Annotated in this window: 12 protein-coding genes; 8 read left to right on the top strand and 4 right to left on the bottom strand. The window is 74.6% G+C overall.

All coding sequences use genetic code 11. The features are described 5' to 3' along the window. Positions 1–61 precede the first annotated feature (61 nt). Positions 62–1,174, top strand: coding sequence for an ABC transporter substrate-binding protein (locus tag WMF20_RS28205; protein WP_437605029.1), 1,113 nt, complete (start codon positions 62–64; stop codon positions 1,172–1,174). A 1-nt stretch (position 1,175) separates the two neighbouring features. On the opposite strand, the gene WMF20_RS28200 is transcribed toward WMF20_RS28205, so the two are convergent. Further along, positions 1,176–2,384, bottom strand: coding sequence for an acyl-CoA dehydrogenase family protein (locus WMF20_RS28200; RefSeq protein ID WP_437605028.1), 1,209 nt, complete (start codon positions 2,382–2,384; stop codon positions 1,176–1,178). A 185-nt stretch (positions 2,385–2,569) separates the two neighbouring features. Here WMF20_RS28200 and WMF20_RS28195 point away from each other — a divergent pair, with 185 nt between their 5' ends. The 3 genes from WMF20_RS28195 to WMF20_RS28185 all read left to right on the top strand — a co-directional run bounded on the left by WMF20_RS28195 (position 2,570) and on the right by WMF20_RS28185 (position 5,003). Beyond that, positions 2,570–3,253, top strand: coding sequence for a TetR/AcrR family transcriptional regulator (locus WMF20_RS28195; RefSeq protein ID WP_237244182.1), 684 nt, complete (start codon positions 2,570–2,572; stop codon positions 3,251–3,253). Between the two features lie 29 nt (positions 3,254–3,282). After that, positions 3,283–4,140: a phosphatase PAP2 family protein gene (locus tag WMF20_RS28190; RefSeq protein ID WP_437605027.1), complete on the top strand. Its 858-nt coding sequence runs from the start codon at positions 3,283–3,285 to the stop codon at positions 4,138–4,140. 359 nt (positions 4,141–4,499) lie between these two features. Continuing rightward, on the top strand, positions 4,500–5,003 hold the full coding sequence (locus WMF20_RS28185) for a hypothetical protein (RefSeq protein WP_437605026.1): 504 nt from the start codon (positions 4,500–4,502) through the stop codon (positions 5,001–5,003). 104 nt (positions 5,004–5,107) lie between these two features. Here WMF20_RS28185 and ribA read toward each other — a convergent pair whose 3' ends face one another. From ribA to WMF20_RS28170, 3 genes are all read right to left on the bottom strand, one after another. Further along, positions 5,108–5,866, bottom strand: coding sequence for a GTP cyclohydrolase II (gene ribA, locus WMF20_RS28180; protein ID WP_437605025.1), 759 nt, complete (start codon positions 5,864–5,866; stop codon positions 5,108–5,110). Between the two features lie 252 nt (positions 5,867–6,118). Next, complete coding sequence (locus WMF20_RS28175; RefSeq protein ID WP_437605024.1) at positions 6,119–7,558, bottom strand: NAD(P)/FAD-dependent oxidoreductase; 1,440 nt, start codon at positions 7,556–7,558, stop codon at positions 6,119–6,121. A gap of 696 nt (positions 7,559–8,254) precedes the next feature. After that, positions 8,255–10,189 carry a type VI secretion system contractile sheath domain-containing protein gene (locus WMF20_RS28170; RefSeq protein ID WP_437605023.1) on the bottom strand — a complete coding sequence of 645 codons (1,935 nt, stop codon included), beginning with the start codon at positions 10,187–10,189 and terminating at the stop codon, positions 8,255–8,257. Positions 10,190–10,269: 80 nt separating this feature from the next. Between WMF20_RS28170 and WMF20_RS28165 the strand changes: the two genes are divergently transcribed. The 4 genes from WMF20_RS28165 to aroB are packed head-to-tail and all read left to right on the top strand — an operon-like array spanning position 10,270 to position 15,413. Then, on the top strand, positions 10,270–11,643 hold the full coding sequence (locus WMF20_RS28165) for a homoserine dehydrogenase (protein ID WP_272826042.1): 1,374 nt from the start codon (positions 10,270–10,272) through the stop codon (positions 11,641–11,643). Further along, a complete protein-coding gene (gene murI / locus WMF20_RS28160; RefSeq protein ID WP_437605022.1) occupies positions 11,640–12,560 on the top strand; it encodes a glutamate racemase in 921 nt (306 codons plus the stop codon). The genes WMF20_RS28165 and murI overlap by 4 nt, the downstream gene beginning before the upstream one ends. Positions 12,561–12,612: 52 nt before the next feature. Next, positions 12,613–13,797 (top strand): chorismate synthase, encoded by a 1,185-nt coding sequence (gene aroC / locus WMF20_RS28155; RefSeq protein WP_129577344.1) that lies wholly within the window; start codon positions 12,613–12,615, stop codon positions 13,795–13,797. A 5-nt stretch (positions 13,798–13,802) separates the two neighbouring features. Then, positions 13,803–15,413 (top strand): 3-dehydroquinate synthase, encoded by a 1,611-nt coding sequence (aroB, locus tag WMF20_RS28150; RefSeq protein WP_437605021.1) that lies wholly within the window; start codon positions 13,803–13,805, stop codon positions 15,411–15,413. The last annotated feature ends 81 nt before the right edge of the window (positions 15,414–15,494 follow it).

Below are 15,494 nucleotides of genomic sequence, written 5' to 3'. Positions count from 1 at the left end.
CGGCGGGCCGCGAGGGAAAGAAAACCGCGCACGGGCCGGCCAGGCGGGGAGACGCCAACGCATGAGTACGCCGCTGTCGCCACCTGGAGCGGAGCGGACCGACGGATCATCCGTCCAGATCGGCGCTCTCGTTCCGCTGACTCGGCCCGGCTGGGTCGAGGCAGGCCGGCACTTGCTCGCTGGACTCGAGCTTGCCGTTCGCGAAGCCAATGACGCCGGCGGGATCGTCGGAAGACCACTCGAGCTGGTGGTCCGAGACACCGCGGCTGATCCACAGAGGGCCGCGGCGGCCGTCGATGAATTGGCTCGCCTGGGCGTGGCTGCCTTGGCGGGGGAATATCACAGCGTCGCCGCTCGCGCCGCTGCCGCCAGGGCCGACGCCCTCGGCCTGCCGTTCCTCTGCTCGTCAGCGGTTCTCGACGCGCTCACCGAACAGCCAACGGAATGGGTCGCGCGCCTCGCCCCGGCGCAGTCCCACGGCTGGCGGATCTACGCGAGCTTCCTCCTCGGGGCGGGCCACAGGCGCATCGCCATAGCAGCCGATTCGAGCGTCTACTGGGCGTCTGGGGCCCGCATCCTGCGGGACTACCTAGCTCCACGCGGCGGCACCGTCATCGAGCTCGACATGCGCGCGCTCACCCCCGCGGCCGTGCGCGACGAGCTCGTCGACAATCGCGCGACAGCCCTCCTTCTTCTGGTCGGCTACCCGGAGCCGGCGGTGTCGATCGTCAAGTCGGTCCGCCGCGACCAGCGCCTCGCCGAGATCATGATGGGTGCTCCGGCCGGGCAACCGGAGTTCGCCGAATGGGCGAGGTTGCTGGGCGGCGACGGCGCCGCGATCCCGTTCCTGCGCTACCTGCCCGAGCGCCTCAGCCCGCTCGGTGCCCGAGTCGAGACGGCCCTGCGCGAGCGGCTGGCCGAAGCGCCCTCCTTCGTCGCCTTCGAGGGCTACGACACGGTCGCCGTCCTCGCCGATGTGCTGCGTTCTGGCGGCGCGGACCGGGCGCGCACCGCCGAAGCCTGGGCGCGCGTCGCGGTCGAAGGCACCCGCGGACAGATCCAGCTCTCCCGCACGCCAGGCATCAGCGTTTGGCAATGGGCTTGGCCGCCAGTCCAAGTCGTCGATCGAGATCCGGCGGAGCCCGATCGCCTTCGGATCCTTCACGCCGGCTGAGTCAGTTCCGATCGCCGCCCGCGGCCGCTCGCGGGGCGAGCAGCGGGTGCAGCTCGGCGATCCCGAGCCGCGCGCGCCCGGCGAACTCGTACGCGTCGTCGGTCGCGGCGATGTGCTGCGTCGCCGCGTGCATGTCGCGGAAGCAGCGCTGCAGCGGGCTCGCCGCGTATAGCGCGCTCCCGCCGCCAGCGCGGTAGGCGAAGCCCGCGACCTCCGCGGCGACCTCGGTCACGTACGTCTGGACCAGCCGGATCTCCGCCCAGTCCTCGATCGCGAGCGCCTCGCCCGCCCGCGCCCGGTCCCACATCCGCCCGAGCGCGTCGAACGCGTACGCGCGCGCCGCGGCGAGCTTCGCCTCCGCGCGCCCGAGGTCCATGTGGAAGGCCGCGTGGCCGCCCAGCGCGAGCTGCGGCCACGCCTTGATGCGCCGCGGGGCCACCGCGGCGATCTCGTCGAGCGCGCGCCGCCCGACGCCGAGCGCGAAGCCGACGTGGCCGGCCGCGAGCAGCGCGACGAGGGGGATCGCGTAGAGCGCGCCGCCGCGCCGCCGCGGGGCGCCCGGGAAGGCGCACGTAAGCGCCTCGGGCACGAATGCGCCCTCGATCCGGTAGTGATCGCTCCCGGTGCCGCGCAAGCCGGCGACGTCCCACGTATCCTCGACGACCACCTGCTCGATCGGGACGGCGAGGCTGAGCATCTCGGGCGGCCCCGCCGGAGGGGCCCCGCCTTCCGGCGCCACGATCGCGCCGGTGAACACCCAGCGCGCGTGCCGCACGCCGCTGCCGAACGCCCAGCGGCCCTCGAGGACGTACCCGCCGGCGACCCGCCGCGCGAGCCCGCTCGGGACCTGCAGCCCCGCGAAGGTGGGGAACGGCCCCGCGAACACCTGCCGCGCCCCCTCGTCGGCCAAGGTGCCCCCGGCGAGGGCGGCGAGCAGCGCGCTGATCATCAGCGACCACCCCGCGGACGTGTCCGCGCGCGCCATCGCCTCGAAGACCTCCAGCTGCGTCAGCGGATCGCTCTCCGCGCCGCCGACCGCGCGCGGTGCCGCCATCGCGAAGAGGCCGCTCGACTGCAGCGCATCGACGACCGCGGGCGCGAGCGTGCGCAGCCGCTCGGACGCCTCGGCGTGGGCGACGGCGACGCCGCGGACGCGCTCCACGGCGGCGAGGAGGCGTTCGCGCTCGGGGGATCGACGGGGCTCGGACATACGGGGCTCCTTTCCTGGACGGGGTGAAGTGGACGGGACGTGCCGCGCGACGCGCCCCCAGGGGCCGCCGCGCGCCCGATGATGACAGTGACAACATCCGGAAAGTTTCCGCCGTCTACATTTTCTTCGAGCCCGCCCCGCGGGCCCTCTGGCGGCCGGTCTTCGTGGTATCGTGCCCCTGCGCTGTGGCTCCCCCCGCAAGGCGCCGCCGTCCGCGCGCGCGCACCCCCCCTGCTCCCGCGTCGCGCTCCGTCGAGCGGCCCTATCACCACGGCGACCTCCGGCGCGCGGTGCTGGAGGAGGCGCTCGCGCTCATCGAGGAGCAGGGGAACGCGAGCTTCACGCTGCGCGAGGTCGCGCGGCGGATCGGCGTCTCGCACGCCGCGCCGTACCGCCACTTCGCGGACAAGCGCGCCCTGATGACGGAGCTCGCCGTGCAGGCGAGCACGGGGCTCGCCGCGCAGATCGCGGCCGCCCTCGAGCAGGCCGGGGGCGAGCTCCGGGCGCGCTTCCTGGCCGCCGGCTACGCGTATGTCCGCTTCGCGCTGGAGCACCCGGCTCCCTTCCACGTGATGTACTCCAGCGAGGTGGACGCCGACGACCCGCGGGTCGCGGCGGCCACCTCGCGGAGCCTCGGCCTGCTCCTCGGGTTCATCGAGGAGGCGCAGCGCGCCGGGGCGTTCCCGCCGGGCGATCCGATGGCGCTGGCGGTCCCGATCTGGGCGATGCACCACGGCCTCGCGACCCTCGCGGCGTCGGGGGCGCTGTCCAAGGCCGGTCCGGTGGAGCTCCGGCGCATGGTCGACGACGCCCACGCGCGCCTGCTCGACGGGTTGCTGCTCGCCGCGCCGGGGCCGTCGCGCGCCTGACCCGCCCAGAGTACGCTGCCGCCCCCTCCGTGCGTACCGCCGCGATCGCTCTGCCCGCCTTCCTCGTCGCCCTGTCGCCCGCCGCCGCCGCCGCCGAGCCGTCTCCCGAGCTCGCGTACCGGGCGGAGATCGATCTGCCCATCGCCGTCGTCGGCGGCGCCGCGTGGGTCGCCTCCGAGCTCGCGAAGAAGGGCCTCGCCCCCGAGCCGTGCCGCTGGTGCGCGGCGAACGCGCTCGACACGTCGGTCCGCGACGCGCTCGTGTGGAGGGGCAACCCGAACACCGCCCATGACCTCAGCAATGTGACGGTCCTCGCCGTCGCGCCCGTCGCCGCGCTGGGCCTCACCGCGCTCGCCGCGTGGTACGACGGGCGCTCCGAGAACATCGCCGCCGACCTCGTGATCGTCACCGAAGCGACGGTGGTGGCGATGGGCCTGAACCAGGTCACCAAGTACATCGTCGGCCGCGAGCGGCCCTATTCCCATTTCGACAACCCGGATGTGCACCGCCCCGGTGAGGGCCTCTCGGGCCCCCTCCCGAACGACGACCATCTCTCGTTCTTCTCCGGCCACGCCACGGCCACGTTCGCCCTCGCCGCCGCGAGCGGCACCGTGGCGTCGATGCGCGGATACCGCGCGGCGCCGTGGGTGTGGGCGAACGGCGTGGCGCTCGCCGCGCTCTCCGGCTACCTGCGCATCGCCGGCGATCGCCATTATTTCACCGATGTGCTCACGGGCGCCGTGCTCGGCTCCGCCACCGGCGTGCTGATTCCGGTTCTGTTTCACGGGCCGCGCCGGGGCATTTCCGGTCCCGACACGCACGGTTTCCGAATCTCGCTCGCACCCGCGAGGGGCGGCGTTGGCGCGGGCGTCGCCGGCACGTTTTAAGCACGTCTTGCGCGCGTTTTAAGCACGTCTTGCGCGCGTCATGGGCACGGTTTGGGCACGTTTTGAGCCAGAGGTGCTCAATGGGCCGACCGACGCCTTCGACAAGGCATCGCGCTGCTTTCCGACGATCGATGTAAGCAGAGTTGACAATCCCAACTTCAATTTTACACTACGCCCGTCAGCCATGGATGCTGGCGCTCGAGCCGGTGTTGCTGGAGCGCGAACCGAACACGTCGACCACGCCGTGCCGCCACCGCGGCATCGGCGACGGCGAGCTGCGGCCGGGAACGGGCATGCGCAACCGAGCGCGCCCGTGTCTGCGGAGATCCGCGAGCTCGGCCCATAAGGAGTCCGGCGACATGCACGTCGTTCACCATTCGTCACGCCATCGATGGATCGCGGGAGGCCTCGCCGCCGCGTTCCCCGTCCTCCTCGCAGGCTGCAGCGAGCAAGCGCTCGGAGCGCCTGTGCCGCTCGTGCCGGGCGAAGGGCCGCCGCCTCGGACCGCCGCGCCCGGGCAGCCGCCCCCGCGGGGCGCGGGCCAGGGCGGGGCCGCGCCTGGGCTGGCCGCGCCGCGGGCGGCCCTGCTGGAGCGCGACGAGCTGCTCCGGGAGGCCGGGCGGCTCGCCGAGATCAGGGCGGTGCTCGCGCGGTCGCCGGAGGCGCCGCTCGCCCTGCTCGACGAGCACCGGGCCGAGTTCCCGGACGGCCGGCTCGCGGCGGAGCGGGAGCTCGTCGCGATCGACGCGCTGCTGCGCAGCGGGCGCGCAGGCGGCGCGCGCGCCCGCGCCGAGGCGTTCCTCGCGCAGTTCCCGTCGAGCCCCCACGCGGGCCGGGTGCGCCGCCTCATCGACGCGCCCTGACACGATCGCGACAGCGCCGCGCGGCGCCCCGCGAAGCCCTGTCGACATCGACGAGGGCCGGCGGGCGCCGACGATGCTCGGCCCGGGCCCCCTCCCGCGGGCGCTCAGCTCGCGGGGGGCCGCTCGGAGTCGGGCGGCGACATCCCGTCGACCACCACCGGATCGCTCTGCTCGGTCAGGTGCGGCTTGCCCCACATGTCGATGAAATGGCCTGACCGCTTCGCCTTGGTCTCCAGATAAAAGCGGTTGTGATCGTTCGGCGGGATCACGTGCGGGATGCGCCCGGTCACGGACACCCCGTATTGCTTGAGCTGCTGGACCTTGTTCGGGTTGTTCGTGATGAGCTCGATCGATCTCACGTTCAGGCTGTGCAGCATGTGCGCCGCGACGGCGTAGTCGCGCTCGTCGTCGCGGAAGCCGAGGGCCAGGTTCGCCTCGACCGTGTCGAGCCCCTGGTCCTGCAGCGCATACGCGCGGATCTTGTTGATGAGCCCGATGCCGCGGCCCTCCTGGCGTAGATAGAGCAGGATGCCCCGCTCCATGCTCTGGATCTTCTTCAGCCCTTCGAGGAGCTGATCGCGGCAGTCGCAGCGCAGCGAGCCCATGACGTCGCCGGTGAGGCACTCGGAGTGCAGCCGTGTCGGCACGTTCGAGGCGCCGACGACGTCGCCGTGCACCATCGCGATGTGCTCCTTGGCGTCGCGGTTGTTCCAGAACGCGACGATGCGGAAATGTCCGGCGCGCGTCGGCAGCTCGGCGACGCCCACGACCCGCACGCAGACGTTCGCCTGGCCATACCCATCGCAGTCGTGCTCTCGATCGCGGGTGACGAGCTCCAGCAGCGGATTCATCGGTTCGGTCATGTCCTGCCTCCGCGAGGGGCCGCCTCGCGCGCCGAGCGGTGATGGGTAAAGGCGCGCAACTCTTACCAGAACACGACGGGCAGGCAACGCCCCGCCGCCGCGCGAGGCCGCGGGGAGGCGCTCGTCCAGAGGTCCTGCGGGTGTCGGGGGTCGGCGCCGCGAGAGGCTCGCTCGCGCCTGGCGGCGCCAGCCTCCACGCCGGTGGAGGCGCCCGCCGCCACGCGGCCGGAGCCGGGCGGCGGCCGCGGCCGCTCAGGCGCGGGCGGGCTGCCGGTGGGCCGGGGCCGCCGCGCGCGCGGAGGCTGACCGCCCCGCGCGCAGCACGCGCAGGATCAGGCCCGGATCCAGGAGCGCCTCGGGCCCGTCGAGCATGTGCATCGCGCGCACGAAGCGCACGTAGACCTCGCGATCGACCTGCGCAGCGCGGTGCAGCATGCCGGTGTACCAGCGCAGGATCGGCTGGAGCAGCGGCCGCCGGCCCTCGGTCTCGGGGTAGGCGAGGTCCTCGCCGGTGGACATCTGCCACGGCAGATCGACCGCCTTCGCCGCGGCCGCGTGGTAGCGGCGCGCGAGCCCCGCGATCGCGCCCGGGCCCGCGCGGCGGCGCTGCTCCGCGAGCGCGGCGTCGAGGGCGAGCGCCTGGAGGCAGGCCGACGTCATCCCCTGCCCGTAAACGGGGTTGAAGCTCGCGAGCGCGTCGCCCAGCACGGCGAACCCCTCGGGCAGCCGCGCCATGCGCTCGTAGTGCCGCCGGAGGTGCGCCGGGAACTTGTACGTGGCGACGTCCGTCAGCGGCTCGGCCGTGAGCAGCGCGCGGTAGACCGCGTCGTTCGGCAGGCCTCGCGCGAACTCCAGGAAGCCGTCGGGATCGGCGGGCGGGTGATCGTCGAACAGGCCCGCGAGCACCACGAGCCAGCGCCCGCCCTCGACCGGCGCGATGCTGCCGAAGCGCCGGCTGTCGGACGGCGAGCCGAGGACGTACAGCGACGTCCACGGGAGCGCGGCCGGATCCCGCGGCCGGTACTGCCGGCCGGCGTAGCCGACCCGGACCTGGATGGTCGACTCGGCGGGCCGCGCGTAGCCGAGCGCCTCGAGCCACGCCGGCGCGCGCGAGCCGCGGCCGCTGGCGTCCACCACGAGGTCCGCCGGCAGCTCCTCGACGCCGCCCGGCGCGTCGCGCCGCCGGACCACGACGCCGGTGATCCGGGAGCGATCGGGGGAGGCCGAGAGCTCGATCACCTCGCGCTGGTCCAGGCGCCGCACCCCGGGCAGCGCGAACGTGCGGCGGCGCACGTGCGCCTCGAGCAGCGGCCGGGTCATGCACACGGTCTGCACGCCGGTCTCGAAGCGCGGCTTCCACGCGCCGAGGTGGTGCCAGGCGAGGCCGACCCCGAAGTCGTAGGCGACGGCCCCGTCCCGGATCAGGTCCTCGGTGAACCCGGGGAAGAGGTCGTTCAGGATGAGCTCTCCCCGGGCGAGCAGGCCGTGGAGGTGGCGGGCCTGCGGCGCGCCCTTGCGGGCCTCGCGGAGGTCGTCGGGGATGCCGTCGCGTTCGATGACGTCCACCTCGTCGAAATGGTCGGCGAGCACGCGGGCTGCGACCAAGCCCGCGATGCTCCCACCGATCACCACAGCCCTGCGGCCGGCGAACGGGTGATTGGAGCGGAGGTTCTGCTGGGTGCGAGGCTTCATGCGCCGCGGAGATTGCAATCCGCGGGCCGTTCGCGACGAAGGAGGGCGGACGCAACCCCCGCTTCGTGGCGAGTCGATGGCGCGCGCCGCGCGAGCTGGGCAGTTCGCGCGCAACCGCGCGCCGCCGAGCTAATGAGCAACCGCGCGCCGCGGCGTCACCGAGCGCCTGAGCAACGGAGCGACTGCGCCGGCGGCTGCGTAGCAGCGCAATCCGATGCGCACCGTCGAGACGAGAGGGGCGAAAATTCCGTGCGCTGCGTCGTCACCGAAGGAGAAGCTCCGGCCGACCACCTCGGAAAGATCGCGTCGAGGTGGCGCCGCCGGACGGCGGGTGGCAATCCTGCGGTGCGTGTGGGTGCGCCGCGCAGGATTCGCTCTTTGGAGCTCCTCCGAGGTGGCCTTCGAGGTGGATTGAGCGATCTCGGGTCCTCCCGGGGCTCCTCCGCAGCACGACAGGCATGCTCCGCCCGAGGAGCTCTCGCTTGGCGGCGACAGGGGCAGCTGCTCCCCCCGGGAGCTGCAGAGTCGTCCTTCGCCGGCTACTTTTTGCGGCAGCCGCACTCAGTTGCCGGCGCCTGCGGGGCCGGCGGCCGCTGGCACGTCATCAAGAGGGTGCTCAGGACGGAGATGAGGATCGCGACGCGGAGCCGCATGCGGCGATTCTTCACCCGCCGACCGGGCGGCGTCAATCCTGCCTCAGCCGAGCGGCATCTCGAGCGACACCTCGTCGAGCCCGACGCCGAGGAAACGGCGCGGGCGCACCGTCACCGATACCTCGGCACCGCCCTGGCCGCGGCCGGCCTTCACCGCGAGCTCGATGCTGGCCGGCGGGGCGTTCTCGAACAGCGTCCACAGCGCCCCCTCGACGACCGGCTGGACCTCGGCGGGGTCGCTGTCCGCCGGCAGCTTCGCAGCGAGCGCGCGCAGGAATTGCACCACGCGCGCGACGAACAGCTGGTCGACGAGCGAGACGCGCTCGAGGCGCGCCTCGGGCTCGGCCGTGGAGCCGTCGTACGTGCGCTTCTCCGGAGGGACATAGGCCGTCGGCGCGGTGAGGACGTACACCGCGTCGCTGTTCGGGGCCGACGCGAGCAGGAGCACACCGCTCTTCGAGAGATCGCGCTGGGTGTCCGTCGACACGAACGCCTCGGTCGGGATCGCGACGCCCTCGTCGCCCTCGTACGCGCCCTTCACCTCGTGCACCGGCAGGTCCCCGAGCACCCCGCCGCCCTTCGCCCCCGCGATGCGGCACGGCCACGCCGTCTCGCGGAAGCTCGCCGCGATCAGCGCGCCGACGACGTACGCCGGCGAGATCCAGACGCGGCCGCCCTCGTCGCCCGGCTGCTCGACGATCGCCGCCTCCCGGATCCGCGAGGTCGACTTGTCGTAAGGCATGCGGCCGAGCACGCGGTTCATGGCGATCGCGACCCACCGCATGCACGGCCGCGCCGCCGCGGCGCGCCACGGCGCCCGGTGCGGCGCGCCGAACAGCGCGGCCTTGTTGTCGAGCCGCTCGACGCCGCCGAGGCCGTCGACCCCGAGCAGCCGCGGGTCGCCGTTCACCACGGCGGGGAGCGCGTGCGCCTCGGCGACGCGCGCCACCTCCTCGAGGCGCGCGAGCGCGGCGGCGCTGCCGTCGATCGCGACGTCCACGATCGCGACCGACGCCGGCGGCTCGGTGCTCGCCGTCTGCGCGAGCACCCGCGCGAGCGCGCTGGCCGCCTCGTCCGGCCGCGCGCTGACGACCTCGACCCGGACGCCCTCCGCCGCCTTCACGCGGTCCACGAGCAGGCTCAGCCCCCGCCACGCCTCCTCGAGGCGCCGCACCTCCGGGTGCTGCAGGATCGCGCCGAGCTGCGCGCCGAGCGCGCGCTCGAGCTGCGCGATCGCCTCGGCGGGGCGCGCGGGCTGCCCCGCGCGCGGGCGGGCGCTCGCCGCCACGGTCGCGATGAGCTCGGCGAACCGCCCCCCCTCCGCGGGCCTCGGATCGGGGCCGCCCGGCGCCGCCTCCGCGGGCGCCGCGCCGGCGTCCCCGCCGCCGAGGTCGACCATCGAGAGCAACGCGTCCACGTCGGAGGCCGGCGCGGGCGCCGGCGCGGCGGGCCGCTCCACCGCGGGCGCCGCGGGGCGGCCCGGCGGCGCGCCCGCGCCCGCGGCCGGGAGCAGGCCGAGGATGTCGCGCACGAGCGGGGAGCCGCCCCAGAGCCGATCGAGCTCGGCGCGCGCCTGCTCGAGCGTGGCCGAGCCGTCGCGCAGCCGATCGAGGACGCGCCGGCCGTCGAGGAGCGAGCGCAGGAGCGGCACCTCGGCGCAGAGCGCGTCGGGCCGGAAGCTCTTCAGGCCGGTGGGCGACAGGTCGACGCGCGCCGGCCGGCCGCCCGCGAGCACGCTCGGCACCTCGATCGCGATCCGCGGCCGGAGCGCCGCGAAGAGGTTGTCGAACCGGCCCGCGTCGACGCGGGCCGCGCCCGCGGGCGGGCTCGCCCCGGCGTTGTGCGGATCGCGCGGGGTGAGATCGGCGACCACGAGCACGCGCAGCGGGAGCAGCGGCCCCCGCTCCACGGCGCCCCCGTCCTCGCCCACGTGGAACCTGAACTCGTCGCCAAGAACGCCCTTGATCGTTTCCGCCATGGCCCTCGCAGCATAGGCGTCACCTCTCGGCGCGAGAAGCGCTAAGCTCCGCGCGCATGAAGACGGAAGGCGGCTCGCCCTTGAACTTGAACCCTGAACCCCACGCCGCCAGCGATCGCAGGCGCCTGCGCGGCGGCGCGCCGATCCAGATCGGGCTCCTCGGCTGTGGGACGGTCGGCGGCGGCGTCCTCCGCCTCCTCGCCGAGAACTCCGGCTACCTGGCGGAGCGCGCTGGCGTGCCCCTCGTGGTGAAGCGCGTGGTCGTCCGCGACCTCGAGAAGGAGCGCGTCTCGGCCCTGGATCGCGGCTTGCTATCCACGAACCCCGCCGACGTGGTCGACGACCCCGCGATCGACCTCGTCGTCGAGGTGATGGGCGGCGAGACGCCCGCGCGCGAGCTCATCGAGCGCGCCATCGATCGCGGCAAGGGCGTGGTCACCGCGAACAAGTTGCTGCTCGCCGCCCACGGCCCCGCGCTCCTCGCGCGGGCGGCGGCGCGCCAGGTCGACCTCGCGTTCGAGGGGGCGGTCGGCGGCGGCATTCCGATCATCCGCACGCTCCGGGACGCGTTCGCGAGCGACTGGGTCGAGCGCGTCACCGCGATCGTGAACGGCACCTGCAACTACATCCTCACGCGCATGCGCGACACGGGCGCGTCGTTCGACGCCGCGCTGCGCGAGGCGCAGGACCTCGGCTACGCCGAGAAGCCCGATCCGTCGCTCGACGTCGACGGCCACGACGCCGCGCACAAGCTGATCGTGCTGGCGATGCTCGCCTTCGGGGCGCAGGTCGACGCCGCCGACGTGCACACGTCCGGGATCCGCACCATCGAGGAGGCCGACCACCTCTACGCCGATCGGTTCGGCTACACGATCAAGCACCTCGCGATCGGCCGCGACCTCGGCGACGCCATCGAGCTGCGCGTGCACCCGACGCTGATCCCGAAGCAGAGCGTGCTCGCCAACGTCTCCGGCGTGCTCAACGCCGTGCTCCTCGAGGGGCGCGCCGTCGGCCCGTCGCTCGTCTACGGCCGCGGCGCCGGGGATCTGCCGACCGCGGTCAGCGTCGTCTCCGACGTCCTCGACGTCGCGCGCTCGATCGCCTCGGGCGTCGCCGGCATGCAGGGCCGCGGCATGTCGATCAAGCCCCGCCGGGTCCGCCCGCTCAGCGAGATCGTCTCGCGGTATTACCTGCGCTTCGCGGTCGAGGACCGCCCGGGCGTCATGGGGCGGATCGCCGGCGCGCTCGGCGACGCCGGCGTCAGCATCGAGCAGATCGTGCAGCAGGGGCCGACCAAGCGGAGCTCGGGCGCGGCGGCGCGCGAGCCCGCGGTCGACGTGGTGCTCATCACGCACGACGCGCAGGAGGGGCTCGTGCGGAGCGCGCTCGACGCCGTCGCGCGCGAGGAGTTCCTCCGCGAGCCGGTGCACCTCTTCCGCATCGAGGAGCCGTGACGTCCCACCGCGACGCGCCGCTCGGCGTGTTCGACTCGGGCCTGGGCGGCCTCACGGTCGTGCGCGCGCTCCGCGAGCGGTGCCCCGCGGAGGACATCGTCTACCTCGGTGACACGGCGCGCGTCCCGTACGGCACCCGGTCGCCCGAGACGGTGGTCCGCTACGCGCTCGGCTGCGCGCGCGTGCTCATCGGGCGCGGCGTCAAGGCGATCGTCGTCGCGTGCAACACGGTGAGCGCCGTCGCGATCGACATGCTCCGGGTCGAGCTCGATCTGCCCGTCCTCGGGGTCATCCTGCCCGGCGCGCGCGCCGGCGTCGCCGCCTCGCGGGGCGCCACGATCGGCGTGCTCGGGACGGCCGGGACGATCGCGTCGGGCGCCTACCCCCGCGCCGTGGCGTCGCTCAGCACCCGCACCGAGGTCGCCGGCCAGGCGGCCCCGCTGCTCGTCTCCCTGGCGGAGGAGGGCTGGGTCGAGGGCGAGGTCCCGCGGCTCGTCGCGCGGCGCTACCTGGAGCCGCTCATCGGCGCGGGCGCCCGCTCGGTCGTGCTCGGGTGCACGCACTTCCCGCTCCTCCGCGCGGCGATCGAGGCCGAGGCGGCGTCGCTGGCCGGCGGCCCCCTCCCGATCGTGGACAGCGCGTCCGCGACGGCGGAGGACGTGGCGTCGTTCCTCGCCGAGCGGGGGCTCGCCGCCTCCCGGACCGCGCCGGGCGGCCTCGCGCTGCTCGTCACCGATCTGCCGAAGAGCTTCGCCGCGGTGGCGACCCGGTTCCTGGGCGAGCCGGTCGTCGCGGACGGCGCCGGCCGGTCTCCCGCCGCCCCCGCGGCCCTCTCCGCTGCTTCCCCCGGAGCAGAAAAGGCCGGCGCGGGCCGTTCCGCCACCCAGGGCGTCGACGTGGAGCAGATCGACCTGTAATACGCAGCAGGCTTGGCCCGGGGTTCCGGGCGCAGAGGAGGTTTTCCACACGATGACGCAGCTCAGGTGGCTTTCGGCCGGCGAGTCGCACGGGCCGGAGCTCGTGGCGACCGTCGAGGGCATTCCGGCGGGCATGCCGCTCCTCGCGGAGGACATCGACGAGGATCTGGCGCGGCGCCAGCGCGGCTACGGGCGCGGCGGGCGGATGAAGATCGAGACCGATCGCGTCCGCCTCGTCGCCGGCGTGCGCGGCGGCGAGACGCTCGGCGGCCCCATCGCCATGGTGATCGAGAACCGCGATCACGCGAGCTGGGCGGGGCGGATGGGCCCGGAGCCGTTCCCTGAGCCGCCCGAGGCGCTGACCCGCCCGCGCCCCGGCCACGCGGACCTCGCCGGCGGCCTGAAGTACGCCCGCAAGGACCTGCGGGACGTGCTCGAGCGGGCGAGCGCGCGCGAGACCGCGGCGCGGGTCGCGGTGGGCGGCGTCTGCCGCAAGCTCCTCCGGTCGGTCGGCGTCGAGGTGTTCGCCCACGTCCTCTCGATCGGCCCCGTGCGGTCGACGATCTCCGCGGCCTCGGGCGCGGGCGATCTCCCGCTCGCCGAGCTCCGCGAGCGCGCCCGCGCCTCGGACCTCGCGTGCGTCGACGCCGAGGCGGCGCAGGCGATGCGCGACGCCATCCGCGAGGCCGCGCACCGCGGCGACACGCTCGGCGGCGTCTTCGAGGTGATCGCCACCGGCCTGCCGCCCGGGCTCGGCAGCCACGTGCAGTGGGATCGCAAGCTCGACGGCCGGCTCGCGCAGGCGCTGATGAGCATCCAGGCGATCAAGGGCGTCGAGATCGGCATCGGCTTCGAGGCCGCGCGCATCTCGGGCTCCGAGGTGCACGACCCGATCGCGTACGACCAGGGGGCGCACGCTTTCACCCGCCCGTCGAACCGCGCCGGCGGCCTCGAGGGCGGCATCACGAACGGCATGCCGCTCATCTGCCGCGCCGCCATGAAGCCGATCGCGACGCTGAAGCGCGCGCTCCCCTCGGTCGACGTGCGCACCAAGGAGCAGTTCGACGCCGCCTTCGAGCGGAGCGACGTCTGCGCCGTCGCGGCCGCCTCGGTCGTCGGCGAGGCGATGGTGGCGATCACGCTCGCCGCCGCCCTGCTCGAGAAGTTCGGCGGCGACAGCCTCACCGAGCTCTCGCGCAACGTCGACACCTATCTCCAGCAGGTCCGCTCGTACTGAAGGCCATGGAACTCCTCCCCGACGCTCCTCCGCTCCTGCTCACCGGCTTCATGGGGACCGGCAAGTCCACCGTGGGCCGCATCGCCGCCGCGCGCGCGGGACTCCCGTTCATCGACCTCGACGACGCCATCGCGGCCGAGGCCGGCGAGGGCGTCCCGTCGCTCTTCGCCACCCGCGGCGAGGCCGCCTTCCGCGCGCTCGAGGCGGCGGCCCTGCGCCGGCTCCTCGCCACGCGCGGCCCGCGCGTCATCGCCCTCGGCGGCGGCGCCCTGGTCGATCCCGCGCTCCGCCTCGAGGCGCTCGAGCGCGGCTGCGTCGTCGCGCTCAGCGCGACCCCGCGCACGATCGCCGCGCGCACGCCGAGCGGCGGCCGCCCGCTGCTCGACGGCGCGCCGGATCGGGAGGCGCGCGTCCGCGAGCTCCTCTCCGCGCGCGCCTCCGTCTACGCCGAGGCCCACGCGCGCGTCGTGACGGATGGCGTCTCCCCGGAGGACGTCGCCGCGCGCGTCCTCCGGGCCTACGCGGATCGCCCGCTCTTCGTGCCGCTCGGCGACAAGAGCTACGCCGTGCGCATCGCCGCCGACGGGGCGGCGTCCGCGGCCGACGCCGTCGCCGCGCTCTCGCCGTCGTCGGTCTTCGTCGTCACGGACGAGAACGTGAGCCGCCTCTGGGGCGCGCCGCTGCTCGACGCGCTGGCGGCGCACGCGAAGCCGGCCGCGGCGGTCACCGTGCTCACGCCCGGCGAGGAGCACAAGCGGCTCGCCGCCGTCGAGGCGGCGCTCACGGCGATGATCGACGCGGGCGCCGATCGCGACGCGGTGGTGCTCGCGCACGGCGGGGGCGTGGTGACCGACATCGGCGGCTTCGCCGCGTCCACGCTCCTGCGCGGCGTCCGCTGGGTCGCGGCGCCGACCACGCTCCTCTCGATGGTCGACGCCTCGGTCGGCGGCAAGACCGGGGTCGACCTCGGCCCCGCGAAGAACGCCGTCGGCACCTTCCACCAGCCGTCGGCGGTCGTCGCGAGCCCGGCGGCGCTCGCGACCGAGACCGACCGCGCCTTCCGGAGCGGGCTCGCCGAGGTGGTGAAGTCGGCCTGCATCGCCGATCCGGAGCTGCACGCGCTGCTCGAGCGCGAGGCCGACCGCGTCCTCGCGCGCGACCCCGGTCTCCTCGCCGAGCTCATCCGCCGCTCGATCGCCGTGAAGGCGGCCATCGTCGCCCGCGACGAGCGCGAGTCGGGCGACCGCGCCCTCCTGAACTTCGGCCACACGCTCGGGCACGCGCTTGAGGCCGAGGGCGGGTTCGTCCGGCTGGCGCACGGCGAGGCGGTGTCGCTCGGCATGGTGGCGATGCTCCGCGTCGGCTGCTCGCTCGGCGTGACCGACCGCGCGGCGGCCGACCGGGTGGTCCGCCTGCTCGCCCGGCTCGGGCTGCCCACGCGGCTCGAGGACGAGCCGGTCTCCGCCGCGCTGCGCTTCCTGTCGCTCGACAAGAAGCGCCGCGGCTCGTCGGTCCGGACGGTGCTGATGCGCGACATCGGCAGCACGTTCGTGGAGCCGATGCCGCTCGACCGCCTCTCGTCGCTCCTCGAGCGCGCGGCGGCCGGCGCGGCCTGACCCGAGCCGCTTCGCAGAGGGCGCGACGAGAGCGCTGCTGGCGCCGGCGGCGCTCGCGGCGTCGCGCGGCGCGCCCGGGAC

Origin of the sequence: Sorangium sp. So ce834, assembly GCF_051521425.1 — a bacterium.
GTDB classification, from domain to species: Bacteria; Myxococcota_A; Polyangia; order Polyangiales; family Polyangiaceae; genus Sorangium; species Sorangium cellulosum_D.
The sequence above is the reverse complement of the archived record's forward strand: the minus strand, read 5'-3'. Positions and strand labels throughout refer to the sequence as shown.

Excerpts from the sequence above, each read along its gene's own strand:
- WMF20_RS28205 (WP_437605029.1), top strand. The coding sequence starts at position 62 with ATGAGTACGCCGCTGTCGCCACCTGGAGCGGAGCGGACCGACGGATCA.
- WMF20_RS28200 (WP_437605028.1), bottom strand. The coding sequence starts at position 2,384 with ATGTCCGAGCCCCGTCGATCCCCCGAGCGCGAACGCCTCCTCGCCGCC.
- WMF20_RS28185 (WP_437605026.1), top strand. The coding sequence starts at position 4,500 with ATGCACGTCGTTCACCATTCGTCACGCCATCGATGGATCGCGGGAGGC.
- ribA (WP_437605025.1), bottom strand. The coding sequence starts at position 5,866 with ATGACCGAACCGATGAATCCGCTGCTGGAGCTCGTCACCCGCGATCGA.
- WMF20_RS28175 (WP_437605024.1), bottom strand. The coding sequence starts at position 7,558 with ATGAAGCCTCGCACCCAGCAGAACCTCCGCTCCAATCACCCGTTCGCC.
- WMF20_RS28170 (WP_437605023.1), bottom strand. The coding sequence starts at position 10,189 with ATGGCGGAAACGATCAAGGGCGTTCTTGGCGACGAGTTCAGGTTCCAC.
- aroC (WP_129577344.1), top strand. The coding sequence starts at position 12,613 with ATGACGCAGCTCAGGTGGCTTTCGGCCGGCGAGTCGCACGGGCCGGAG.
- aroB (WP_437605021.1), top strand. The coding sequence starts at position 13,803 with ATGGAACTCCTCCCCGACGCTCCTCCGCTCCTGCTCACCGGCTTCATG.